27 protein-coding genes and 1 pseudogene are annotated in these 25,881 nt (G+C 31.0%); 19 read left to right on the top strand and 9 right to left on the bottom strand.

The window, feature by feature from the left end:
- From LCI24_RS16050 to LCI24_RS16025, 6 genes and pseudogenes are all read left to right on the top strand, one after another.
- Nucleotides 1-1,683 (top strand): RHS repeat domain-containing protein (locus LCI24_RS16050; RefSeq protein WP_420802996.1); only part of this gene is annotated, 1,683 nt, incomplete at its 5' end.
- Nucleotides 1,673-2,137 carry a hypothetical protein gene (locus LCI24_RS16045; RefSeq protein ID WP_274641285.1) on the top strand — a complete coding sequence of 155 codons (465 nt, stop codon included), beginning with the start codon at nucleotides 1,673-1,675 and terminating at the stop codon, nucleotides 2,135-2,137. The genes LCI24_RS16050 and LCI24_RS16045, both read left to right, overlap by 11 nt.
- A 5-nt stretch (nucleotides 2,138-2,142) precedes the next feature.
- Entirely contained in the window at nucleotides 2,143-2,700 is a 558-nt protein-coding gene (locus LCI24_RS16040; protein ID WP_274641284.1) for a hypothetical protein, read from the top strand.
- Between the two features lie 5 nt (nucleotides 2,701-2,705).
- Nucleotides 2,706-2,951 (top strand): annotated as a pseudogene (locus LCI24_RS16035) (YegP family protein); the annotation flags it as partial.
- 188 nt (nucleotides 2,952-3,139) lie between these two features.
- A complete protein-coding gene (locus LCI24_RS16030; RefSeq protein WP_274641283.1) occupies nucleotides 3,140-3,796 on the top strand; it encodes an IS1 family transposase in 657 nt (218 codons plus the stop codon).
- Nucleotides 3,797-3,972: 176 nt separating this feature from the next.
- Nucleotides 3,973-6,948, top strand: coding sequence for a DEAD/DEAH box helicase (locus LCI24_RS16025; RefSeq protein WP_274641282.1), 2,976 nt, complete (start codon nucleotides 3,973-3,975; stop codon nucleotides 6,946-6,948).
- Between the two features lie 191 nt (nucleotides 6,949-7,139).
- Here LCI24_RS16025 and rocD read toward each other — a convergent pair whose 3' ends face one another.
- Nucleotides 7,140-8,384, bottom strand: a complete 1,245-nt coding sequence (gene rocD / locus LCI24_RS16020; protein WP_274641281.1) for an ornithine--oxo-acid transaminase — start codon at nucleotides 8,382-8,384, stop codon at nucleotides 7,140-7,142.
- Between the two features lie 249 nt (nucleotides 8,385-8,633).
- On the opposite strand from rocD, the gene LCI24_RS16015 reads away from it, so the two are divergent.
- The 11 genes from LCI24_RS16015 to LCI24_RS15965 all read left to right on the top strand — a co-directional run bounded on the left by LCI24_RS16015 (nucleotide 8,634) and on the right by LCI24_RS15965 (nucleotide 16,922).
- On the top strand, nucleotides 8,634-9,110 hold the full coding sequence (locus tag LCI24_RS16015; protein WP_274641280.1) for a lipocalin family protein: 477 nt from the start codon (nucleotides 8,634-8,636) through the stop codon (nucleotides 9,108-9,110).
- A 14-nt stretch (nucleotides 9,111-9,124) separates the two neighbouring features.
- On the top strand, nucleotides 9,125-9,820 hold the full coding sequence (locus tag LCI24_RS16010; RefSeq protein ID WP_125067239.1) for a YiaD family glycine zipper/OmpA-like lipoprotein: 696 nt from the start codon (nucleotides 9,125-9,127) through the stop codon (nucleotides 9,818-9,820).
- Nucleotides 9,821-9,927: 107 nt separating this feature from the next.
- Entirely contained in the window at nucleotides 9,928-11,379 is a 1,452-nt protein-coding gene (gene rlmD, locus LCI24_RS16005; RefSeq protein ID WP_274641279.1) for a 23S rRNA (uracil(1939)-C(5))-methyltransferase RlmD, read from the top strand.
- A gap of 6 nt (nucleotides 11,380-11,385) precedes the next feature.
- Complete coding sequence (locus LCI24_RS16000; protein ID WP_274641278.1) at nucleotides 11,386-11,862, top strand: DUF6452 family protein; 477 nt, start codon at nucleotides 11,386-11,388, stop codon at nucleotides 11,860-11,862.
- Nucleotides 11,843-12,568, top strand: coding sequence for a DUF6048 family protein (locus tag LCI24_RS15995; RefSeq protein WP_274641277.1), 726 nt, complete (start codon nucleotides 11,843-11,845; stop codon nucleotides 12,566-12,568). Before LCI24_RS16000 ends, LCI24_RS15995 begins: the two co-directional genes overlap by 20 nt.
- A gap of 60 nt (nucleotides 12,569-12,628) precedes the next feature.
- Nucleotides 12,629-13,576 (top strand): isopenicillin N synthase family dioxygenase, encoded by a 948-nt coding sequence (locus LCI24_RS15990; protein WP_274641276.1) that lies wholly within the window; start codon nucleotides 12,629-12,631, stop codon nucleotides 13,574-13,576.
- Nucleotides 13,577-13,582: 6 nt separating this feature from the next.
- A complete protein-coding gene (locus tag LCI24_RS15985) occupies nucleotides 13,583-13,906 on the top strand; it encodes a translation initiation factor (protein ID WP_274641275.1) in 324 nt (107 codons plus the stop codon).
- 148 nt (nucleotides 13,907-14,054) lie between these two features.
- Complete coding sequence (locus LCI24_RS15980; protein WP_274641274.1) at nucleotides 14,055-14,999, top strand: DUF1835 domain-containing protein; 945 nt, start codon at nucleotides 14,055-14,057, stop codon at nucleotides 14,997-14,999.
- Nucleotides 15,000-15,869 carry a nucleoside phosphorylase gene (locus LCI24_RS15975; RefSeq protein ID WP_274641273.1) on the top strand — a complete coding sequence of 290 codons (870 nt, stop codon included), beginning with the start codon at nucleotides 15,000-15,002 and terminating at the stop codon, nucleotides 15,867-15,869.
- Nucleotides 15,870-16,730 carry a substrate-binding domain-containing protein gene (locus tag LCI24_RS15970; protein ID WP_274641272.1) on the top strand — a complete coding sequence of 287 codons (861 nt, stop codon included), beginning with the start codon at nucleotides 15,870-15,872 and terminating at the stop codon, nucleotides 16,728-16,730.
- A 21-nt stretch (nucleotides 16,731-16,751) separates the two neighbouring features.
- Nucleotides 16,752-16,922 carry a hypothetical protein gene (locus LCI24_RS15965; protein ID WP_274641271.1) on the top strand — a complete coding sequence of 57 codons (171 nt, stop codon included), beginning with the start codon at nucleotides 16,752-16,754 and terminating at the stop codon, nucleotides 16,920-16,922.
- 267 nt (nucleotides 16,923-17,189) lie between these two features.
- Here the strand turns inward: LCI24_RS15965 and LCI24_RS15960 are convergent, their stop codons facing one another.
- On the bottom strand, nucleotides 17,190-17,831 hold the full coding sequence (locus tag LCI24_RS15960) for a protein-L-isoaspartate(D-aspartate) O-methyltransferase (protein WP_099216089.1): 642 nt from the start codon (nucleotides 17,829-17,831) through the stop codon (nucleotides 17,190-17,192).
- Nucleotides 17,832-18,050: 219 nt separating this feature from the next.
- Here LCI24_RS15960 and LCI24_RS15955 point away from each other — a divergent pair, with 219 nt between their 5' ends.
- A complete protein-coding gene (locus tag LCI24_RS15955) occupies nucleotides 18,051-19,010 on the top strand; it encodes a Gfo/Idh/MocA family protein (protein ID WP_274641270.1) in 960 nt (319 codons plus the stop codon).
- A gap of 149 nt (nucleotides 19,011-19,159) precedes the next feature.
- Nucleotides 19,160-20,047: a 3-hydroxybutyryl-CoA dehydrogenase gene (locus LCI24_RS15950; protein ID WP_099216090.1), complete on the top strand. Its 888-nt coding sequence runs from the start codon at nucleotides 19,160-19,162 to the stop codon at nucleotides 20,045-20,047.
- A gap of 74 nt (nucleotides 20,048-20,121) precedes the next feature.
- Here LCI24_RS15950 and LCI24_RS15945 read toward each other — a convergent pair whose 3' ends face one another.
- The 7 genes from LCI24_RS15945 to LCI24_RS15915 all read right to left on the bottom strand — a co-directional run bounded on the left by LCI24_RS15945 (nucleotide 20,122) and on the right by LCI24_RS15915 (nucleotide 25,877).
- On the bottom strand, nucleotides 20,122-20,274 hold the full coding sequence (locus tag LCI24_RS15945; protein WP_338001113.1) for a TPM domain-containing protein: 153 nt from the start codon (nucleotides 20,272-20,274) through the stop codon (nucleotides 20,122-20,124).
- A gap of 10 nt (nucleotides 20,275-20,284) precedes the next feature.
- On the bottom strand, nucleotides 20,285-20,731 hold the full coding sequence (locus LCI24_RS15940) for a YybH family protein (RefSeq protein ID WP_274641269.1): 447 nt from the start codon (nucleotides 20,729-20,731) through the stop codon (nucleotides 20,285-20,287).
- A gap of 1 nt (nucleotide 20,732) precedes the next feature.
- Nucleotides 20,733-21,686, bottom strand: coding sequence for an AAA family ATPase (locus tag LCI24_RS15935; protein WP_274641268.1), 954 nt, complete (start codon nucleotides 21,684-21,686; stop codon nucleotides 20,733-20,735).
- Nucleotides 21,687-21,786: 100 nt separating this feature from the next.
- A complete protein-coding gene (locus tag LCI24_RS15930) occupies nucleotides 21,787-23,163 on the bottom strand; it encodes a peptidylprolyl isomerase (RefSeq protein ID WP_274641267.1) in 1,377 nt (458 codons plus the stop codon).
- Nucleotides 23,126-23,983, bottom strand: a complete 858-nt coding sequence (locus tag LCI24_RS15925; protein WP_274641266.1) for a hypothetical protein — start codon at nucleotides 23,981-23,983, stop codon at nucleotides 23,126-23,128. Before LCI24_RS15925 ends, LCI24_RS15930 begins: the two co-directional genes overlap by 38 nt.
- 4 nt (nucleotides 23,984-23,987) lie before the next feature.
- The gene (locus LCI24_RS15920) at nucleotides 23,988-25,586 is read right to left on the bottom strand and encodes a peptidylprolyl isomerase (RefSeq protein WP_274641265.1); all 1,599 of its coding nucleotides are present in this window, start codon (nucleotides 25,584-25,586) and stop codon (nucleotides 23,988-23,990) included.
- 9 nt (nucleotides 25,587-25,595) lie between these two features.
- On the bottom strand, nucleotides 25,596-25,877 hold the full coding sequence (locus LCI24_RS15915; protein ID WP_274641264.1) for a DUF493 family protein: 282 nt from the start codon (nucleotides 25,875-25,877) through the stop codon (nucleotides 25,596-25,598).
- Nucleotides 25,878-25,881: the final 4 nt, after the last annotated feature.

Here is a 25,881-nt window from a genome sequence, read left to right as displayed (position 1 = left end):
TTAGTTTATGAAAATCCTACTGACCCTTTGAAAGCATTGTATAATGGAAATATTAGTCAAATTAACTGGAATACTTTAAGTATAAACAACACAAGTAACCCAGTGAGTTCACAGTATGAATATACCTACGATGCTCTGAACAGAATCTTAAGTGCCACAGGAACTCCAAATACAAATTACAATGTATCGGGAATCCAATATGATTTAAACGGAAACATCAAAAACTTAACTCGAAACGGTTGGCAAAACAGTACTACGTTTACTGATATGGATAAACTAGTCTATACTTATGATAATGGTAATAAACTAACCAAGGTACTGGATAATGGTAACGACAATTACGGATTTAAAGATGGTGCAAATCTAACTACAGAGTACACCTACGATGCTAATGGTAATATGATTATTGATAGAAATAAGGGTATTACCAACATTACTTACAATCATCTAAACTTACCTGTGAGTGTTACCTTAGCAGGCGGTACAATTAACTATACCTATGATGCTGCGGGTAACAAACTAAAAAAGGAAATAGTTAATGGAACTGTTACAGAGTATGCAGGGAATTATATTTATGAAAAGCCAGCTTCAGGTATTAAAACCTTACAATTCTTTAACCACCCAGAGGGGTATGTAAAGAATGATAATGGTACCTTTAACTATGTATACCAATACAAAGACCACTTAGGAAATGTTAGGTTATCTTATACTGATAATGATAACAATGGTGTTATTACTCCTAGTACAGAAATTATAGAAGAATCTAATTACTATCCTTTTGGTTTAAAACATAAAGGGTATAATAATGTAACTTCGTCTCTAGGGAATAGTGTAGCTCAGAAGAGAGGATTTCAAGACCAAATACTAGATGATGATTTAGGATTAAACTGGAGTGCTTTTAAATGGAGAAATTATGATGCTTCACTTGCAAGATTTCATAATATTGACCCTTTAGCAGAAGATTACAGTTATCAATCTCCTTACAATTTTTCAGAAAATAGAGTAATAGATGGTATAGAGTTAGAAGGGTTAGAACATTTATCTGTTCATATTTATAATGTTCGTAAAAATGCTAGAGGAAATGGATATACAAAGTCATTTAAAAGAACACATACTTCGAGTAATGGTAATTGGAAAGGAACAAGGCATGAAAATCAGTATAATGTATATGAATCAGGAACTAATACTGTATCTAACATTTATACAGGTCAGTCATCTTATTTGGAAATGACTCGTGATGGAATTGAAATAACAAAAATCAACGATAGAAACACAAGTTTTGGGGACATAGTGGAAGGAGCAATGAATAATGAAGAGTTCCAGAAAGCGGGTAACACTTTGCAAAATGTAGTTGCTGTAGCAGGTTTAATAGTTGCAGCTCCAGCCATGGTTGCTGGAGAGGGGACACTCTTAACTTATTTAGGTGCTGCTGGAGATTTTGATACTATTTTAGGAGGGGAAAAAGGAGCAGCTTCAGATAAAATAAAAAACAAAAACATTCAAAACTTTCTTCAAGCATATAACTTAGCAACAACATTCCTAGGAAAAAATATAGCTATTGACGATATTGTCCAAAATGGAGCAAAAGTTGAAAATATAGTGGATTTAACAAAATCTCTTAATGACATGGTAAATGCTGCAAAAGCATTAGAACAAAATAACACAAAAAAAAATGAAAAATAGTAATAAGGTGATTTTTACCAAAGTTGAAAACTCTAGAGGTTGGTTAAACCTAATATTATTATTAATGTTAATTTTTATTCTAATTTTCTATTTATCTAATAATTATATTATTTCAATCTCTTCTTCTCTTATTCTATCATTTTTAATATTTATTTTGATGAATAAAAAATGGTTTAAAAAAATTTCATTTGATGAGAAAAGTTTTAATGTAGTTTACTTATATAATTTGTTTGGGAAACAAAAATATAGTTGGCCTTACTCTTCCATAAATAAAATAGTTTATTATGAATATATGTCTAAAACTCCAGCTCATTGTAAAGTCATTGGCAAGGATAAATCTGTAAATAGATTTGATTATAATGCAAAAGTCCAAGATAGTTTATTTATATTTATTAAGTCAAAGGGAGTTGAAGTAGAGTATTATAATAAGGATAGTAATCAATATAGAAAATAACTAATATGAAAAACGAAGTTTTACACTTTTTAGAAAAGAGGAGTTTTATATTACTTTTAGTTTTTTTTTCTTCTCTCAGAATAACTTCTCAAAATCCTAAAAAGAACAATAGAAATGAAATAGATAAAATAAAAACTCATCTTAGTAAAAAACAGATTGAAACCAGAATTATAGGGCATTGGGAGTTTAAAAAAATAACTGATTCAATAGGAAATTCTATTGATGAAAATGAAATTAGACCTAATGTTGTTTTCAATAAAGATATGAGTTATTTAATTATTGATAATAAGAGAGATACTTTAGATAAAGGAATTTGGCATTATGATAATAAAGAAAGACAACTAAAATTAATTTATGATGAACCAAAATATAATGTTCCGATTAAGCAATTATCTCCAAAACTGATTAAAAAACTTAAAGAAAATAATAGGTTGATTAAATCTGAGTGTTTCTTTTGGGAAATTAATCGGGTTACTAAAAATGAATTAATTTTAATAGAGCATAAACCTCATAATGAATTTGAATTAAAATATAATTTAAGAGTATATAACAAAAGACAATAAAATACATGTCAAAATTCGAAATCAAAACAGATAAATCTGGACAATTTAGATTTAACTTAAAAGCTGGAAATGGACAAACTATTCTTGCTAGTGAAGCTTATACAACTAAAGCAGCTTGTAATAACGGAATAGAATCTGTTAAAACTAATTCACAAGATGATAACAAATATGATAGATTAACAGCTAAAGATGGAAGTCCATACTTTAATCTAAAAGCAGCTAACGGACAAATCATCGGAACCAGTGAAATGGGTAGTGTAGTAAAATAGCGCTTATTGAAAATAAGTTTTGATTTTGTTTAAAAATCAAGAGGTTAAATAAAGATACTGTTCTTTTTAGAACGGTATCTTTTACTATTTGAAATAGTAAAAAATCGTTAGAAACTATTAAATCTAGGCTTATTTCTGCTTTATGTAGTAAATTAGCGCTTAAAAAAGCTATGAATTGTACAAAGTGTAATGCTTCCAATCCTATTAGAAAAGGATTACAAAATAATAAGCAGCGGTTTTACTGTAAAAATTGCAAGAAATATTTTCAATCAGATTATAGATATCAAGCATACAAATCAGAAACAAATGATTTCATAAAAAAATTACTTAAAGAAGGTTGTGGAATCAGAAGTATTAGTCGAATACTGAACATTTCTAGTAAAACTGTTTTATCAAGAATTTTAAAAATAAGTAAACAGGTAAAAACACCGTATTTTAACAAGTTTGGGCGCAAATTTGAAATTGATGAAATGTGGAGTTTTATTGGTAACAAGAAAAATGTTACCTGGATAACCTATGTGTTAGAAAGAGAAACAAAAAGTATTATAGACTTCTATGTGGGTAGAAAATCAAAAGAAACAATAAAACCTTTAATTAATAAAATTCTCTTACTTCAACCGAGTAAAATTTACACCGATAAATTGAATATTTACCCAAGTTTAATTCCTAAAGAGATTCATAAACGATTTCAGTATTGCACTAACAGGATTGAGCGAATGAATTTAAATTTAAGAACACATATAAAACGATTAAGTAGAAAAACGATTTGCTTTACAAGAAATCAAAAATATTTAGAAGCACATTTAAAAATCTATCTCTGGAGTTAAAATGTGTTTTTAACATACTACATCTTTTAATTTACTGAAAACAAACCCACTATCCTCTCTCCTATTTTTTCGTTAATAAAAAGGTTTTAAAAACCCTTTTTACAGACGTTGAATATAGTATTTTCGCACCCTTTCTTACAGGAAAAAAATCACATTTCAAGGGCACGAGAACAACTATGAACGACGAAAAAAACTGGTTACAATATTATAAAAACAGCTTATCTGATAGTGAAAACTTAGCTATCGACATTAGTAAAATAAAAAACCTTTTTCATCAAAAATCATCCGATTTAAGCAATGCGCTCATCAATTCTAAACAAGCAAATCAACTATTAGATGTTGAAGAACGTAGAATTAATCGATTAAAAGGAATTACTAAAAAAGACAACCCTAAGTGGCATAAAGTAGAAGAAACTAAAATATTAATCGCCCCCTTTCATTTAGTATATCAAACCGACAACACTAAATTCAAACAACGCACTATTCATCCATTTTGGATTAGTGCTATTGTAAATCGTTCAGGACAATTATCAGCTCCAAAAGATGGATTCCCTTTAATTGTTCGTAACTATCTAACTCCTATGGCAGATGTTAAGAACGATTTTATCTTCTCTTCTATCGATACCGTTTTAGATGCTAAAGAATTAGCTTCTCCCGATTTTGAAAATAGCGAAGACCCTGTGCCTTGGGATGAATACTGGAACTATATTAACGAAGTATTTTCTGCGATAACTTTTAGCAACCTATACCGTTATCAAGTAGAACGTTATACCACGCAATATGAGCTTACTTACTTTGCTTTAAGTTCTAAAATTTCTACAGCAAAAAGTATTTTATTTCTGTACGAAAACCTACTTAAAAATACGGATGAGTTACCCGTACTTTCTAAAATCATCAACCCATATACTAGAGAACGACAAGAAGCCATTACCGATAACGGATTTTTAGTGTATAACCATTTGCATTTAGGGCAAATGTCTAATAAATTTCCACTTTCAGTTAGTCAGCGTAAAACATTACTATCCTATTTAGTAGCCGAAGAAAATGCTGTTACCGCTGTAAACGGACCTCCAGGAACTGGAAAAACTACGCTATTACAAAGTTTAGTTGCTACCGAGTTTGTAAAAGCTGCTATTAACGGAGAAGAAGCACCGATTATCTTAGCTTGTTCAAACAACAACCAAGCAGTAACCAATATTATTGATAGTTTTATCAATTCTGAAAGCACTATGGAAGAATTAGCCAACCGTTGGATTCCTGATTTTAACGGATATGCTACCTATCTTCCTTCCAGTTCAAAAAGTGAGAAAAAACTGGCCAATATAAATTACTTAAAAGGAAACCTATTTGGTCATGAAGGAACCTTATGTAATCTAGAAAACGAAAAATACATTTCAGAAGCTGAGTACTATTTCTTAACCAATTACTGTAATTACTTTAATACCCAAACAAATTCACTTGACGATGTTTGCAATCACCTACAAGAAGAAATTATAGGTATTCAAAATATTTTAGCAGATGGTGTTGACTACTCAAGAAACTATATTAATGCGGTAAACTACATTAACAGCATACTCGTACACGAAGAAGACTTTGTTCAAAAAAGTACGTTTAAAATCTCCAAGCTACAAGAATGGAGAACAGCTTTAAACGATTTAAAAACGTCTACAAAAGACACTGATTTTATAGACAAAGTAAAACACTATTTTATTGATGAAGCTGCGTTTGAATCAAGAAATGCTGAACATATTTTTAAGACTACAGCAGAAACATTATTAGATGCTAAAAAAGCAGCTGCATACATAAAAGAATGTACAAATAATGTAAACCTGTTATTGCAATCGCATTTAAGCCTAAAAAATTGGAAGTATGAAAACAACATTAAAGGATTTCCTTTTGTTTCAGAAGAACAAATGTGGGCATACGAATATGAAAAAATAAACTCTAACGATGCAACACAACGTTTCTTTTATGATGAGTTAGATATTGATTTACGTCATAAAGCATTTTTATTAGCAACCCATTACTGGGAAGCTCGTTGGTTACTAGAAACCAGAGAAATGTTGGAGGAAAATACCGAAAAAGGGACAGGAGAATACGCTATCAAAGCAAAATGGAAACGAAGAGCTATGCTTACTCCGTGCTTTGTAGCTACTTTTTATACAGCACCAAGTCACTTTTTATACAGTCAATTTCAAGGAGAAAACAAAAACGGAAAACCTATTTTTGAATACTTACCGCTATACAATTTTTTAGATTTATTAATTATTGATGAAGCAGGTCAGGTTACTCCAGAAGTAAGTATCCCTGTATTTTCATTAACTCAAAAAGCCTTTGTAATAGGTGATTTAAAACAAATAGAACCTATTTGGTCTATTCCTAAAAAAATTGACCAAGGAAACTTAACAAGTCTTGATATTATTGAAAATCAGAATGACGCACATTTAGATGAGTTAGGTTTTTTAGCTTCTAGCGGAAGTATTATGAAAATGGCTCAAAATGCCTGCGAATTTGAAACTCCTCTACCTGCAAAAAAAGAACAAGGATTGGTTTTGTTAGAGCACAGACGATGTAATGATGAAATTATTAGTTTTTGTAACGAATTGGCGTACGATGGAATTTTAAAACCTATGAAAGGGAAGGCGAAAGAAAACCAAGCATTTCCATCAATGATGGCATATCATATTGAAGGCGTTAGTGAACGTAAATACAACAGTCGTCAAAACATTAGTGAAGTAAAAGCCATAATTTCTTGGTTACAGCAAAACAAAGAAACCATTCAAGAAGCCTACAATGTAGAAGCCATTGAACCTGTTTTAGGAATCATTACCCCTTTTGCAAGTCAAAAAGGAGAATTATCTAAAGCTTTAACCGATGCAGGTTATAAAGTAAGCGATATAAAACTAGGTACGGTACATGCATTACAGGGTGCAGAACGAAATATTATTTTGTTCAGTTCTGTATATTCTAATGACGATGAAGGAACCTTGTTTTTTGAAAAAGACAACAAGCCTAATATGCTAAATGTAGCGGTTTCTAGAGCTAAAGAAAGTTTTATTCTTTTTGGTGATACCCGAATTTTTGATGAAACCAAAAATACGCCTTCTGGAATCTTAAAAAGACACCTAAATATTTATGAAATGGCAAACTAATTATGTTTTTGTACACCAAAAAAATTACCAATTTAAAAAGTGTACAGGAAAGTACCTAACTTGCTATTAAACATTTTTAATAACATTTAGAAAAATGTTATTTTCATATTTTAGTAATTAAAAACTAATAAATAACAACAAAAAAAGGAACGATATAATCGTTCCTTTTTTTAATATACAATGCTATAAACTTATTTTTGAAACTCAGTAATAGTTTTCTTAATAATGTTAATACAGTCTCTTAATTGTTCTTCGTTCATTACTAATGGTGGTGCAAAACGAATAATGTTTCCGTGTGTTGGTTTTGCTAACAAACCGTTGTCACGTAATTTTAAACAGATATTCCAAGCTGTTTCACTTTCTTCGGTATCGTTAATTACAACAGCATTTAACAATCCTTTACCACGTACTAACGTTACTAATTCGTTTTCTTTAGCAAACTCAGCTAACTCTTCTCTAAATATTTTACCTAAACGCTCAGCATTTTCAGCTAATTTTTCTTCTTTAACCACCTCTAAAGCTGCAATAGCTACCGCTGCGGCAACAGGATTTCCTCCGAAAGTAGAACCGTGGTTACCAGGTTTAATAACATTCATAATGTTATCGTTTGCTAATACTGCAGATACTGGATATGCACCTCCACTTAAAGCTTTACCTAAAATTAAAATATCTGGTTGTACATCTTCGTGGTTTACTGCTAATAATTGACCTGTACGTGCAATACCTGTTTGTACTTCATCAGCAATAAATAATACATTATGCTTTTCACATAACGCTTTAGCTGCTGCTAAATACCCTTCAGAAGGCACATATACCCCAGCTTCTCCTTGAATAGGTTCAGCCATGAAACCAGCAATGTTATCGTTATTTTCTAATGCTTCTTCTAAAGCTTGTAAATTATCGTATTCAATTTTAATAAACCCTTCAGTAAACGGACCAAAATTTTTACGTGCTACAGGATCGTTTGAAAAAGAAATAATTGTAGTCGTTCTTCCGTGGAAGTTATTTTTACAAACAATAATTTGTGCTTCGTTTTCATCAATTCCTTTTACTTCATACGCCCATTTTCTACAGATTTTTAAGGCAGTTTCTACAGCTTCAGCACCCGTATTCATTGGTAATAATTTATCAAAACCAAAGTATTCTGTTGCAAATTTTTCATACTTTCCTAACATATCATTATAAAAAGCACGAGAAGTTAACGTTAATGTTTGTGCTTGGTTTACCATTGCTCCAACAATTTTTGGATGGCAATGTCCTTGGTTTACTGCAGAGTAAGCTGATAAAAAATCATAATATTTTTTTCCTTCAACATCCCATACATATACTCCTTCTCCTTTACTCAATACTACTGGTAATGGATGGTAGTTATGTGCTCCGTATTTGTTTTCTAAGTCAATCGCTTGTTGCGAAGTTAATTGGTCTAAAACAGCCATTTTTCTTAATTTTTTAAAATTTATAAAATAACCATTCCTTATCTACCTTTATCCTTTCGAAAAAGAAGTTTCGAAAATTCAGCGTGGGAAAGAAATCATCCCTAGCTACAAAATTATTAAATTTAAGTGACTTTCATAGACTTTGAAGGGTCTAAAAATACAAACAACATAACTTTTTTTATGGTTTACAATAAAACCATAGTTAATCAGTTTTTTTTATCTTTAAAGAAATTAACTAAATATCATTTTATGAAAAAAATCTTATTTTTATTACTGCTTTCAATAGCTGTAATTGAGTGTAAATCTACATCTGTAACTAACACTAAACTTGACAATAAAACTGAACGAATGCTAAAAGGTAACTGGACTATTACTGCTGTAAACTTTCCAGGTTCAAACTACCTAAAAGTAAACTCATTTAATTTAGAAGACTCTAACTGCTTTATTGGTAGTAACTGGAGTTTTGTTTCAAACAACAACAAAGGCGAAATGAGCTTAAACAATCCGAGTACAGATTGTAAAGACTTTAGCTCTCCTATTACATGGTATGTTAATAAAGACGGAAACTTTGTATTAAAGATTATTAATAATCACAAAGCTAAAGACGTTAATACTGGATACATTTTAAGGCTACGTAATGTTACCGAAACTAGTTTTGATTTAATAGATCAAGTTAACGTTGCAGGACAAGTAAAAGACATTACATATTCATTTCAAAGACAATAATTAATAAGGATATTATGAAAAAATCAATCATTTATAGTTTATCAATTTTATTTTTAGCTGGTACTATTTTTACCTCTTGTAAATCTATACAAAACGCTAACAACACTCAAAAAGGTGCCGCTATTGGTACTGCTGCTGGTGCTGTAATAGGTGCTGTAATAGGTAACAACGTAGGTAGTAAAAACAACTCTGAGCTAGGAGCCATTTTAGGTGGTGTTGTAGGTGGTGTTGCTGGTGGTGTTATTGGTAACCAAATGGATAAACAAGCTCGTGAAATTGAAGAAGCTTTACCAGGTGCAGAAGTAGAAAGAGTTGGTGAAGGTATTAAACTTACTTTAGGTGAAAATGCTGTTCGTTTTGCTACTAACAAAGCGACTTTAACTTCTACTGCACAAGCTAACTTAGATAAATTAGTACCTGTATTTAAAGATTATGAGAATACTAATATTGTAATTTACGGTTATACAGATAGTACTGGTGCTGTTGATTACAACCAAAAACTTTCAGAAAAAAGAGCTAATTCAGTAAGAAACTACTTAGCTGGTAAAGGGTTAAACAACAGTCGTTTTGAAACTAAAGGACTAGGTGTTAAAGATCCTATTGCTACTAACGATACTGCTGAAGGAAGAAGTAAAAACAGACGTGTTGAGTTTGCCATTGTTGCAAACGAACAAATGATAAAAGAAGCTAAAAAAGAAGCAGGTCAATAAAAAAGCCTTCACAACAAAGATTAAAGACTACTCTAAATGAGTAGTCTTTTTTTTATCTTCAAACCATATCTTTTCCTAATTTTGCACACCATAAATCATAGTATAGAATGCCAAGAAGAGAGCGAAATAAGTTTGTAAAAAGAGGACAAGTCATTGAAATTTTAATTGAAGACTATGCCTTCGGTGGAAAAGGAATTGGAAGAATACGTTCAGAAGAAGGTGTTTTTGTAGTTTTTGTTCCTAACACTTTACCAGGACAATTAGTAAAAGCACGTGTAGATAAATCAAAAAAGAAGTATGCAGAGTGTAAGTTAATTGATGTTTTAAAACATTCTAATGATGAAGTATCTGTTCCATATCAAGATATTCCTGGAGCACCTTATATTCAATTACCTATAGATTTACAACACAAATACAAGCAAGAAAGTACTTTATCTTTATTTAAACGCATTGGTAAAGTTGAAAACATTGAAGATTTATTTGATGAATTTATCGCTTCTCCAAATGTATTTCACTACCGAAATAAAATGGAATATGGCTTTTCTGCCATTGGTTACGACCGTGAAAATAAAACCGATATAGATGAATTTACATTAGGTTTTAAACGTCGTGGTGTTTGGTGGATGGGTGATAACCTTGAAAAAGATTCTGGTTTATTTGACAAACAAGTTGAAGATAACATCAAAAACATTAGAGAGTATTGTGAGAAAACTGGTTTAGCGCCTTGGCACGGACCTAAAAAAGAAGGTTTCTTTAGGTATTTTGTGGTAAGAAAATCATATAAAACCAACGAACTTTTATTCAATTTAGTAACTACTTCTCATGATTTATCAAAATTTGATTTAGATAAATTCGCCAACTATCTAGTAGAATTATTTGGTGATAGAGTGGCTGGTTTATTACACACTATTAACGACGAAACTGGTGATAGAACTATTGCCACTTCAGGAAGCGTTAAATTGGTATACGGAAAAGATAAAATTGTAGAAGAGTTATTAGGGCTGAATTTTGAAATTAGCATGAAAAGCTTTTTTCAAACCAACCCTAAATCTGCCGAAAAACTATATACCAAAGTTGTTGATTATGCGTTAGAAAACAAAGATGCAATTGACAATACCGTAGTGATGGATTTATTCTGTGGTACTGGAACCATTGGGCAAATTATTGCTTCAAAGTCGAATAATACTAAAATTGTTGGTGTAGATATTGTAGCCTCTGCTATTGAAGATGCTAAGAAGAATGCAGAACGAAACAATATTGAAGGTTTACAATTTTATGCAGCTGATGTAGGAAAGTTTTTAAATGAACACCCACAATATAAAAACAAAATAAGAACCATTATTTTAGATCCTGCTCGTGCAGGAATTGCGCCAAAAACGCTTAAGAAAATCATAAACTTAAATGCAGATAGAATGGTTTATGTATCTTGTAACCCAGCAACACAAGCTCGTGATACTGAAGAGTTGATGAAAAACGGATATCAATTAAAAAAGATTAGTTTAGTAGATCAATTTCCACATACATCACACATAGAAACAGTGGTTTTATTTGAAAAATAAATATTAATGAAAAAATACATTGCTCTATTCATACTTCTAGTAGGTTTAACAGCCTGTGAAAAAGATGATTTCTGTACACAAAACCCAGTAACACCCAATTTAGTGCTTCGTTTTTACGATATCGATAATACGAATGATTTAAAAAGTGTAGAACGCTTATCTGTAATTGCAGAAGGTAAAACTGATAGTCTCTTTACCAATAGAACAACAGATAGTATTGCTATTCCTTTAAACAGTATATCTCAAAAAACAGTATATACATTAAAAATGAATGATGTAGATGGTAATATAGCTAACAATAAAACCGCTACGCTTACTATTGAGTATAACCATGAAGAAGATTTTGTTTCTCGCTCATGTGGTTTCAGAATTATTTATGAAAATGTAACTTTAAGTAATACAGGTTGGATAAACAGTTTATCAACTACAGAAATTCCATTAATCGACAATCAAGCTAGCGCCCATGTACAAGTATTTCATTAGTTTATGTTTCGTTTTTGTATTTGTGAACGGATACTCACAAATAAACACGTCTAAAAAAGAAACCAAAGAAAAAAAAGATACCGTTACATATAAAACAGGATATGGCTTACGTATCGGATTAGACATTAGTAAACCTGGTCTTGCTATTATTGATAAAAGTTATAGTGGTCTCGAATTAGTGGGTGATTATAGAGTATCTAAAAAATGGTATATCGCCACTGAGTTAGGTTTTGAAGATGAAACCACTTATGAAGATTTTTCGTCTTCTAGTTCAAAAGGAAGTTATATTAGACTTGGAGCAAATTACAATGCTTATGAGAATTGGTTAGACATGAATAATGAAATTTATGTTGGTATGCGTTATGGTTTTGCCATATTTGACCATACCTTAAATAGCTACCAACCTAATGTTTCTTCGGGTACCGAAAATCTACCTCCTTATTTTCCCTCAAACCCAGTTACAACACCTATGTCTGATGACGGACTTACCGCTCATTGGACTGAATTACAACTAGGTATAAAGGCAGAAACTTTTAAAAACCTGTTTATAGGTTTTAGCTTTTCATATAAAATTATGTTAAGTGTTGACGATCAAAAAGGTTTTAAAACACTATACACACCAGGTTTTAATCGTGTTTTTGAAAGTAGTACAGGTTTCGGATTCAATTATACAATATCGTACTTAATCCCTTTTGTTAATAAATAAATTATCAGCATACACTTGATTTTACTAACTTTACTGCCTGAATAATAAAACTTATTAACAATGAATAAAATTCCAAGCGTAAACTTAGCAGATTTTTTATCGGACGATGCTGAAAGAAAACAAAAATTCATCAATGAAATTGGTGACGCTTATGAGAATATAGGATTTGTAGCATTAAAAGGGCACTTTTTAGACGATGAATTAGTAGACAACTTATATGCTGAAATCAAGAAGTTTTTTAATTTACCTACAGATGTAAAAGAAAAATATGAAATTCCAGGTATTGGTGGTCAAAGAGGATATGTTTCTTTTGGTAAAGAGAGTGCTAAAGGAAAAAAAGAAGGAGATTTAAAAGAGTTTTGGCACTTTGGTCAGTATGTTGATGCAGATTCAAAGTATGCTAAAGAATACCCAGAAAATGTAGAGGTTGAAGAATTACCTGAATTTAACAAAGTAGGTAAAGAAGCATACCAAATGTTAGAAAAAACAGCTAAATACGTGTTACGTTCGTTAGCATTACACTTAGGCTTGGAAGAAACGTATTTTGATAACTATATTAAAAACGGAAATAGTATTTTACGTCCAATTCACTACCCTCCTATTACTACTGAACCTAAAGGTGCTGTAAGAGCTGCTGCCCATGGAGATATTAACTTAATTACTTTGTTAATGGGAGCACAAGGAAAAGGGTTACAAGTACAAAACCATAAAGGAGAATGGATTGATGCTATAGCGGAAGATGATGAATTAATGATTAATGTAGGTGATATGTTATCACGTCATAGTAACAACAAATTAAAATCAACAATTCACCGTGTAACCAACCCTCCTAAAGAATTATGGGGAACATCTCGTTATTCAATTCCATTTTTTATGCACCCTGTTTCTGATATGAAACTAGATGTTTTAGAAAACTGTATTGATGAAAACAACCCTAAGCAGTTTGAAGATATTACTGCAGGTGAGTTTTTAGATGAGCGTTTACGCGAATTAGGATTGAAAAAATAAATCTAAATGGATTTACAAGATCAATTAAAAAATTTATTTCCAGATCATCAGTTTGAAGAAAAACCTGTAGAAAAAAAACCTGATATCTGGTTACAAGAAGAACCTATTCTTTGCAAGTATGAAAAACGAAAAGGGAAACCAGTTACTATTATAGACGGCTATAATGGAGCTACTAAAGATTTTAAAAAGCTTGCTAAAGAAATTAAAACTAAGCTAAGTGTTGGTGGTAGTTTTAAAGACGATAAAATAATAATTCAAGGAGATTATAGAGATACTATAATGCAACTTCTTAAAGACAAAGGATTCAACGTAAAACGCGTTGGTGGATAAGTAAAAAATGTCGAAGAATTGAATCTTCGACATTTTTTTTATATTTACAACTTTTGTAAAGTGTTAAATACCAACCAATAAATAATAACGTATAAAATAAATCGTTTATTTTATATAAATAAAGAAATCAACAAATTCCCTAGAAATCATGAAACATTCTTTATTGCACATAACCAATGGAGACGTCACAACTCAAAGACTTCAAAAGTTAAATATTGAAGGAGATATTATTACATGGCGTGAAATGTTATGTGAAGGAAAAACTTCTGTAGACGTAGGTAGTGAAGACTTTTGGAAAACCCGCTTTGACTTTTTAAAAACTACGTATAAAGTTACCAAGAAGAAGTTTATAGATTATACCCTTAAAGAGTACCGTAACCTTTGTAATCAAAAACAACAAGACGAGATTGTTTTATGGTTTGAATACGATTTATTTTGTCAAGTAAACATGCTAGCTGTAATAAGCTGGTTAAAAAGATATCGTAAAAACCACAAAATATCTTTAGTTACTAGTGGAAAAATAGACAATTCAACAAAACTATATGGTTTAGGAGAATTATCTGACGACCAGTTAATAGAGCACTTTAATAATAAAATAGAGCTCTCTCAAGACGATATTGAGTACGCAGACTACATTTGGCAATTGTATTGTTCAGATAGTCCGTTACCTCTTGAAAATGCGCATAAATTCAATCCAGAATCACCATTTGTATATTTAGAAAACGCTATAAAAGCACATTTACTTCGTTTTCCATCTATTGAAAATGGTTTGAATCATATAGAAAATAACATTTTAAGAACAGCTAACGAGCATACGTTTGCAAACCAAAATGAACTTCTTACCAACCTTTTAACCCATCAAGAAAACTACGGGTTTGGTGATATTCAATACATTAACAAACTTGAAAGTCTTAAAAAGTTATTTACCTCATTTGACCCTGTAAAACTTAGTAAAACAGGTAAAAAGGTATTGCAAAACCAAACAAACTATTATGCTAAAATTCGTTCCGATTTTTCGTATCTTGGTGGCGCAAAAAAATACAGCTATCTCTATGTAAACTCTACTGATAAGCTGTTAAAAATAACATCATAAATGAGTATACAACATTCTGAGCTCATCTTAAATCCAGATGGTAGTATTTACCATTTGAATTTAAGACCTGAACATATTGCTACCGATATCATTTTTGTTGGAGACCAATATCGTGTTGATAAAGTTACCAAACACTTTGATAACATAGAATTTAGCACCCAAAAAAGAGAATTTAAAACCACTACTGGTACCTATAAAGGAAAAAGAATTTCTGTAATTTCTACAGGAATAGGTCCTGATAATATTGATATTGTTTTAAACGAGTTAGATGCCTTAGTTAATATCGACTTAAACACACGTCAAGCTAAAGAAAAGCATACACAGTTAAATATTACCAGAATTGGAACTTCGGGTTCTTTGCACGTAGACATTCCTGTTGATAGCTTTTTATTAAGCTCTCACGGATTGGATTTAAACGGAATGCTTCAATCATATCAAGTAGATAAAATTTCACATCCTGATATTGAAGAAGCTTTTATAAAACATACTAGCTGGAGTACAAAAAAATCGTACCCTTTAATTGTTTCCAACGGAAAAACTTTAGAAGACAAGTTATTATCTGACAAAGTATATAAAGGAATTACAGCCACTGCTGGTGGATTTTATGGTCCTCAAGGACGTGTTTTACGTTTACCTTTACAAGACCCTGATTTAAATAAAAAGATTGATAGTTTTAACTACAACAACAATCGAATTACCAACCTAGAAATGGAAACTTCTGCTATTTACGGATTAGCTAAATTACTAGGACACAATGCTGCTTCAATGAACGCTATTATTGCTAATAGAGCAAACGGAACGTTTAGTGAAGATCCGTACAAAGTAGTAAATGATTTGATTGTATACACTCTTGAGAAATTAGTTAAATAAATGCTGAAATTAAAAATAGGTGGTGTTCCAGAACATTTTAATTATCCATGGTACATCACTTTAAAAAATAAAGAATACACCAAAGAAGGAATAAACTTACGCTGGAAAGATTATCCTGGAGGTACAGGAGCTATGGCAAAAGCTTTACGCTCTGGTGAAGTTGATATTGCCTTAGTACTTACTGAAGGAATTATAAAGGATATTATTAACGGAAATCCGTCAAAAATTACACAAACCTTTGTAAAAAGCCCGCTTGTTTGGGGAATCCATGTAGCTGCCAATTCTAAATTTAAAACTATTGACGATTTAGAACATGCAACTGTAGCTATTAGTCGCTTTGGTTCAGGTTCTCAACTTATGGCAATTGTAAATGCTCATAACAATGGTTGGGACATTAATAAATTACAATTTAAAGTAGTTGGAGATTTGCAAGGAGGAATTGATGCTTTAACAAATGGAGAAGCAGACTATTTTATGTGGGAACACTTTACCACCAAACCATTGGTAGACAATGGTACTTTTAGAAGAGTTGGTAACTGCCCTACTCCATGGCCTTGTTTTGTTATTGCTGTTCGTGATGAAGTACTAGAAAATCATTTTGAAGAAGTAAAAAAAGTACACGATATAATTAATAATTGTACTAAAGACTTTAAGGATTTTGATAATATTGATGAAGTTCTTTCCAACAGGTATGAACAACAAATAGACGATATTCAAGAATGGTTATCTATTACTGAATGGAATGACGGTGAAGCTATTTCTGAAAATTTAATTTCGGACATACAAAATAAAATGATAGAGTTCAACGTTATTGAAAAGAAGGAAAATTCTGGTGACTTAATCAGAAATATGTATATTTGATTTTTATAAAACGGAATAATGATGAAAAAAGTAGTATTTATTGCAATTTGTACTGTTAGTTTATTAGGTTTTTCTTCTTGCGGAAGTACTAGTCCTTGTGGATTAGCAAAAACTAATCAAAACAAACAAAAACAACATCAACAACAAGAGGTAGTAGTTGCAGATGCAACTGAAGTAGCAATCGCTGAATAAGTTGATGTTTCTTTATTCAAATTCAATAAATCCGCTTTTTTAGGCGGATTTTTTATTTTTAACTATTATAGCATAAAAAAATCCTTTTCTAAATAGAAAAGGACTTAATGTATTTTATATTGATTTTTACTTTGCTATAATTTCTCCTAATAATGCACCTTTTTCAAAGGCAAACACCATTACTAATAATAACATGATTCCCGCACACGTAATAGCGTAATATTTTGTTTTATTCTCTTTCTTCATAATATAATTTAGTTTTAATGATTAATTTTTCTTTTTTAGCATAGGTACAAACCTGAAACCACCTAGTTCGTGCTTTTCAAATTCTTTTGGTGACTTTCTAATAAACAATGTCATTACTTGCTCTTTGTCTCCCACAGGAATCAACAACCTACCTCCTACTTTAATCTGTCCTAATAATGCTTTAGGAACATATGGTGCTCCAGCGGTAACAATAATTTTATCAAAAGGAGCTTCTTCTGGCAGCCCTTTATAACCATCACCAAAAATAAATCGTTTAGGTTTATAACCTAACTTTGGTAAAAACATCGAAGTTTTTTTAAACAGCTCATGTTGTCGTTCTATTGAATACACCTCTGCATCCAACTCTAACAATACTGCTGTTTGATAACCAGATCCTGTTCCAATCTCTAATACTTTATCGCCTGGTTTTATTTCTAATACTTGTGATTGAAATGCCACAGTATAAGGCTGAGAAATTGTTTGTTCAGCAGCAATAGGAAATGCTTTATCTTGATAGGCATGCGCTTCAAAACTACTATCCATAAACAAATGTCTTGGAATTTTTCTAATAGCCTTTAACACTTTTTCATCATTAATTCCTTTTGCTTCTAAAACGTTTGCTAATTGATTTCTAAGTCCTTGATGTTTGGTTGTATCCTTCATTCTTACATTAATCTACCAATGGGTTTTACTAGCTAAATTACTATAAAATTTATAATTTCTTATTTAAAACACCCATTATAGGGCTTACTAATTATAAAATTTCGGGAGGATAAAAGTAGTAATAAATCTGTATAAAAGTGTATCTTTGTTTGCGTTGATTTTTTGTAGAAATCATTTCTTTTTCAACAAACCAATCAAATAACTAATAATCTTTCACTTATGTTAAAAGCTGGAGTTTTAGGCGCAGGTCACTTAGGAAAAATCCATTTGCGTTTGTTACAACAATCAGATAAATATGAATTAGTAGGGTTTTATGACCCTTTTACAGAAAATGCACAAAAAGTAGCTGATGAGTTTGGCTATAAATTATTCGATTCAGTAGAAGCATTAATTGATGCTGTTGAAGTAGTTGATATTGTTACTCCTACTCTTTCTCACTTTGATTGTGCTAAACAAGCTATAGAAAAAGGAAAACATATTTTTATTGAAAAGCCTATTACGAATACAGTGTTAGAAGCTGAAGCAATAAGAACTTTAGCTAGTCAACATCATGTTCGTGGTCAAGTTGGACATGTAGAGCGTTTTAACCCTGCTTTTATGGCTGTTAAAGACTTGATTGACACACCAATGTTTATTGAAACACATCGTTTGGCTGAATTTAACCCTCGAGGAACAGATGTTCCTGTTGTGTTAGATTTAATGATTCATGATATTGACATTATTTTATCTGTGGTAAATTCAAAAGTAAAGAATGTGCATGCAAGTGGAGTATCAGTTATTTCAGAAACTCCTGATATTGCCAATGCACGTATTGAATTTGAAAACGGTTGTGTTGCAAACCTAACAGCAAGTAGAATTTCAATGAAAAACATGCGTAAAAGTCGTTTTTTCCAAAGAGATGCTTATATCTCTGTAAACTTTTTAGAAAAGCAATCGGAAGTTGTTAGAATGAAAGATGTACCAGAAAAACCTGATGAGTTTGCTATGATTTTGCAGAATGCTGAGGGAGTTAAAAAGCAAATTTATTACGATAATCCTGAAGTAGTTGCCAACAATGCTATTTTAGATGAATTAGAGTCGTTTGCAGATGCTATTAAGAATAACACTACTCCTATTGTTTCGTTACGTCAAGGTACTGAAGCTTTACGTGTAGCACATCAGATTATAGATTGTTTTTAGAATAAAGTAAATAAGTAATAACCGCGTTAGGGATTGCAGTGAAAATCCTTTTTGTTATTCTGAGTGAATCGAAGAATACAACAAAAAAGATTGTAGCGGAAAGCCCGACCCGCAGGGGAACGCCCATATAAATATCAAAACACAACAACATGAAAAATATCGCCGTAATTGGAGCAGGAACAATGGGAAATGGAATTGCGCATACTTTTGCTCAATTTGGATACAATGTTCAACTTATCGACATTTCGCAAGCTGCCTTAGATAGAGGACTAGCAACCATTACTAAAAACTTAGACAGAATGGTAGCGAAAGAAAAAATTACTGAAGACGATAAAAATAATACTTTAAATAACATTACTACACATACTTCTATTAAAGAAGGTGTTCAAAACACTAGTTTAGTTGTTGAGGCAGCTACTGAAAATGTAGATTTAAAACTTAAGATTTTTAAAGATTTAGATGAGGCTTGTGCTGAAGATACTATTTTAGCTACCAACACTTCTTCAATCTCTATTACTCAAATTGCAGCAGCTACCAATAGACCTGAAAAAGTGATTGGAATGCACTTTATGAATCCTGTGCCAATTATGAAGTTGGTTGAAATTATTAGAGGATACAACACTTCTGATGAAGTAATGGACTTTACAGTTGATTTAACTAAGAAAATTAATAAAGTTCCTGTTGAAGTAAATGATTACCCAGGTTTTGTTGCCAACCGTATTTTAATGCCAATGATTAACGAAAGTATTGAAACTTTATACAACGGTGTTGCTGGTGTTGCTGAAATTGATACTGTAATGAAATTAGGAATGGCACACCCAATGGGACCATTACAATTAGCTGATTTTATTGGATTAGATGTATGTTTATCTATCTTAAACGTAATGTATGACGGATTTAAAAACCCTAAGTATGCTCCATGTCCGTTATTAGTAAACATGGTTGCAGCAGGAAAATTAGGAGTAAAATCTGGTGAAGGTTTTTATGATTATTCAGAAAGTAGAAAAGCTGAGAAAGTAGCGAAGATGTTTTCTTAGTTCTTTAAGACTTTATAAAACAAAAAAGAGAAATTTCTTAATTGAAATTTCTCTTTTTTGTTTAAGATATATTTTTACCACTGCTTAATTAAACTACGAATTCCTTTCTCAACTCCTTCGTAGTAATTCTCATTCTTAAACTCTGAGATTATTATACTATCAATTACTTTTTTACAGATTTCATCTGTAAGTGTTTTTTCTGTTCTTAACCCCGTAGATATTCGTATTTCTCTTAATTTAACAAGAGGTATCCGCGATGATTTTCCATTCGCCTTGTATCTTCTTAAAGATAACCATAAAAACGCCGTTAGCGTCTCCTACGGTTCTTTTTAAATGATATTCTCCCATTACAGAATAAGCCCCATTGGTAATTTTAGAAATATCATTAACCTTAAACGTTAATGTTCCAGAGTACTCTTTTGTTGGATACCCTTTTTTATAATTATCTAAGGTTTTTTGCCAACCAAAAGTTATTCCGTTACGTCCATAAAACTTTAATGAATCACTTTTCCAATATCCTTGCATAAAGCCTTCTAAATCGTGATTAGACCAAGCTTCTTCTTGTGCTTTCATTACTGATAAGATTTCTTGCTTTTCTGTTTCTTCTGAGACAGTTTGAGTTGCTTCTTGTTTACACGCAACAAATAGTGCCAATAAAAAAATGACAGTTAATAACTTCTTCATCTTAAAATAATGAATTTATAATTTCTTTTATAGTAATACCTTCGGCTTCTGCTTTGTAGTTCTTTACAATTCTGTGTGATAAAATAGGAATAGCTACTGCTTGTACATCTTCAATATCAGGTGAGTATTTTCCGTGTACTGCTGCATGTGCTTTAGCTGCTAAAATTAAATTTTGAGAAGCTCTAGGACCTGCTCCCCAATCAATATATTTTTTGATTAATTCTGTTGCTTTATCTGAATTAGGACGTGTTTTACCTACCAATCTAACTGCATATTCAACTACATTATCTGCCACAGGTATTTTACGGATTAACTTTTGGACTTCAATAATCTCATCTGAAGAAAAAATTGCATTCACTTTTTGTTCAGCTATTGAGGTAGTATTTTTTACGACTTGTACTTCTTCTTCAAAACTTGGATATTCCAAGTTAATTGAAAACATAAAACGGTCTAATTGTGCTTCTGGTAATGGATATGTTCCTTCTTGCTCAATTGGGTTTTGCGTAGCTAGTACAAAAAATGGCAATTCTAACTTATAATGATGCCCTGCAATAGTTACCGATTTTTCTTGCATTGCTTCTAACAATGCTGCTTGCGTTTTAGGTGGTGTACGGTTAATTTCATCTGCTAAAATAATATTTGAAAAAATTGGTCCTTTTATAAATTTAAAATGACGTGTTTCATCAAGTATCTCACTTCCTAAAATATCTGATGGCATTAAATCTGGAGTAAACTGAATTCTATTAAAGTTTAGTCCTAATGCGCTAGAAATTGTATTTACTAACAAGGTTTTTGCTAATCCTGGTACTCCAATTAACAATGAATGACCACCACAAAAAATTGACAATAATGTATAATTTACAGCTTCTTGCTGTCCTATTATAACCTTACCTATTTCTTGTTGTAGTTGACTATATTTTTCTACAAGTGTGTTTACTGCTGTTACCTCAGACATAAATCAAAGTTTTTCTTTGTTCAATAAATTTAATTACAAACTTTTATAAAATGAAATTCCCGCTTTCGCGGGAATGACAATATACTAAATTTATTACTTCTTATTTGTTTTCTTTTTTCCAATCTTTCTTAAAAGTACACTTCTTATAATCGTTGCTTAATTTTAAGTAAGTTTCTTGGATTTTTTCTTTCGTCCATTTTGTAATTTCTTCCTCTTTTTTCTTAGCTAAAGCAAACTGTTGCATTCTTACATAGTCTTCTACTAAATCAGCTTTATGTGTGTCTGTTTTCTCTTTTAATAAGATTACTTTATACATCTTTTCACCTTCACGAGTTTCATCGTAATAAACATCACATAATTCACCTTGTTTTAATTCACTAATTCTTGCAAATAAATCTGGAGGCATTCTTGTTAACTCAAAAGTAGGCTCTTGTGTATAAGGATTCATTATAATACCCGCACTATTTTTTGTTTCTTCATCTTCAGAATACTTCTTTACAGCTTCTTCAAAAGTTATTTTTCCTTCTTTAATATCAGCTACTATCTTCTCTATTTGCTCTTTAGTTTCATTTAATTTTTCTTCAGAAACCTCAGGCTGCATTAAAATATGAGATACTTCACGTTGATTACCTTTTATTTTATGTAACTGAAGTATATGGTATCCAAAAGCAGATTTAATAGGCTCAGAAATTTGATTTACATCTAACGAGAAGGCAGTTTCTTTAAACTCTTTGATAAATGGGCTATCCTTTGTTATTACATATTTACCTCCGTTTTGAGCAACTCCAGGATCTTCTGAATTAATAATTGCTTTTAACTTAAAGCTTGCACCATTTTCTATCTCTTTTTTAATCTCTTTTAGCTTGTTAATTACACGCTCTTTCTCTTCTTCTGTTGGTTCTGCTTTAATTACTAATTGTTGTAATTGAACTTCTGCAGGTATTTCAGGAAGCTCTCCTTTATCTTCTAATCCTTTGAAATAAATACGAATTTCTTCAGGAGTTACATCAATATTTTCAGTAATTTTTTGTTGCTCCTTTTGTATGAGTATGTTTTCTTTTTGAACTCTTCCTAACTCTTTCTTAAAATCTTCAACATCATTAAACCCATAAGCTGCAACCGCTTTTTCTTCACTTCCGTATTCTTGGGTAAAAAAAGCAACACTTCTATCTACCTTATTATCTATTTCTGATTGAGATACTGTAACACTATCAATAACCGCATGGTGAGCTAATAACTTTTGCTGCATTAATTCTTCTAACATTTCACAGTCAGAAATCTTTACTTTTCCTTCACTTCTTAACTCTACCTCTTGCTTAAACTTATCTATATCAGAATCTAAAACAATGTTTTTACCTACTACAACAGCAACACCATCTATTTTAGTTCCTTGTGCGTTTAATGTTGTTAAGCTTGCTAAAAACAACGTAAATGCTATACTAATATTCTTTAAAGTTCTTGTTTTCAATTGCATCATTTATCAGCGTTTTTTCAATATCTCGTATTAATTCTAATTTTCTTTTATGTAAAATAATTTGCTTTATTCTAGGGCTTACATAGCTTAATGGAGCCGTAGCATTTTTTGGTAACATATTTTTTACAGCGACCAAATATACTCCTAAACTATCTTCTTTTTGTATGAATTTTGATATTTTTAACAAGTTTTCTTTCGTTTCGTTACGAAAAGGTGGAATTTTTTTCTTTAAATAGTCAAAAGTTACCCAAGTTGAATCTTGCAAGCGATATGATTTAAAATTTAATAAGTGTCGTTCTAAATCTTCTTTATCTTCTTCTTTTTCTGATTTAAACTGTTTTATTGTTTCTTTTTTATCCAAGTAGTTTTTACCAAAATGCACATATTCAAACTGTACAAGCTCTTCACTTACCTTAAAATTATCTTTATTTTCTTGGTAGTACAACGCTATTTCTTCCTCAGTAACAACAGTATCTAGTTGTTGTTTTATTAAACGCTCTTTATACCCATTAATGTATAAGCTCTTTTTATAATCGTTAACTAAACTTTGTATTTCTTCACTGTTTACTTCTGAGATATTTTCCTCTGCTTTTATATACAGTAGTTCTTGTTTAGCCCATGAGTTAATCAACCCCTTCACAATAACTAAACTATCTTTTGGTGAAAGGTTTTTGGGTAATAAACCTGCAATATCTTTCTTATACAAATGTTTATTATAAACAGTAGCTATTGGCCTTTCATTGGTAACCTTTTTTGTCTTTAAACTTACAAGATCACATGAAACTATTATTAATAATGTAATTAAAAAAATATATTTTCTCACTATACTATTGGTTATACGTATTCTTTAATTTTCTTAATGCCCCTTTTCTTACTCTAACCATATTATTTTTTCGTAGCTCTTTAATCCATTTTTTTTCTAGCTCGTCTTGATAATCACTTATTACTTGCCCCCTTATATCATCAAGTTCTTTGCCATATTTTACTTTGTTCGCAATATAAAAAGATTTTAAGCCTAAGGTATCTTTTGATGCCTTATTCCATATTTTTTTTTGCATTAAGTCAAATAGTAGTAAACCTTCTTTATATTCTAACAATGTATTTCTATATTCTAAATTTGTTTGAAACAAACTTTCTTTAAAAGAACTTAATAATGCTCTTCGTTTAAAATCTCTAAAACTTTCTGTTATTGTCTTATTTTTTAGTTTTATAAACTCTAAAAAATCTTTTTGAGTAAACTTTTTCTTATTAACAGAAAGTAACACTGAATTTAGCTCTTTTATCTTTAACTCCTCTTTTTTATTTTTTTGAAAAACTGTCAATGCTTCAGGATATTCTTTAACTTGGTATTTATCCATTAGTTTTCTGAACAATGCCTGATCGGATACCTTTATTCTTTTAGATTGTTTTACTTTTCTAATTAACTCATTTTCCATTTCTGAAAAAGATGGTACTGGATAGTTTTTTATGAGTTTAGCTATATGCCAACCATATTTTGTTTTAAATGGTTTACTATAATCTCCAGAATCCTTTAAGTTTCTTACATTATTCTCAAATTCATCAACCATTTTTCCTGTTCCAAACCTTGGTAACTTACCTCCTATCTTAGCTGTATTAGTATCTTCTGAATGTTCCTTTGCTACTTCTTCAAATAGTTTTCCAGACTCCAGTAGTTTATATAATGAGTGAATCTTTGACTCGCCCTTAGATGAATGTCTAACTAAAATATGAGCTGCTTCAAACTCTCCTTTAGAGTTTCTTATATCTGTTACTTTTACAATATGCCATCCAAATTTTGTTTTAAAAGGCTCTGAAACTTCTCCTACCTTTGTTTTGTATACTGCCGTCTCAAAAGGATATACCATTTGAAAAGCTTTAAAATAACCTAAATTTCCTCCATTAATTTTTGCTGATGGATCTTCTGAAACCTCTCTTGCTACTTTTTCAAAACCTTCTCCTTGTAAAATACGATTTCTGTAACCTACAATCTTATTTCTTAAAAACAGTGTATCTACAGCTAACCCTTCACTTGGATATCTTACTAAAATATGACTCGCTTTAACTTCATTTTTAGTACGATAATAAGCTTCTTTTACTAGTTCATTTAATACTTCAGCATCATACAAATAAGGTGCTAATAATTCCTTTTTGTAGCTTTCTAGCTCTTTTTGGTAAGATTTTACTGTATCTAGTTTTAACTTATAAGCTTCTTTTACTTTTAGCTTATAATTAATAAATAATTCTAAATAACTTTCGATATCATTAGCCTCTTTATCCTCGGCAATCATTAAATTCTTTTCATACATCTGCCTAAACTCCGAAACCATTATTGGAGCATCATTAATACGAAACAATTCCATATCCTTTTGACCAAAAGAAGAAAACGTAACGTAAAAGACAGCAGTTATGAAAAATACTTTTTTCATGCTATAAATTTACAAAGAAATAATTCCTTTTATAGCTTCTGCCTTCTTATAGTATGAAATAACCTCGTCTGAACTTTTAACAGTTAAATGTATCGATACACTTACATACTTTCCTGTTTTAGATTTTTTTGTATCAATAACTGCTCCTCCATTATCAAATAAATCTTGTACTTCTTGTACTTGATTACCATCAGTAGGAACTATAAACTTGTATAAATATTTAGCAGGAAACGTTGTAGTATCTTCTAACTGTGATTTTAACTTTGCGTAAAAAGCTTCTCTATCTTGCATAACT

It is taken from the genome of Tenacibaculum larymnensis, assembly GCF_028829235.1.
GTDB classification, from domain to species: domain Bacteria; phylum Bacteroidota; class Bacteroidia; order Flavobacteriales; family Flavobacteriaceae; genus Polaribacter; species Polaribacter larymnensis.
This window is presented reverse-complemented; position numbering and strand designations above follow the sequence as displayed.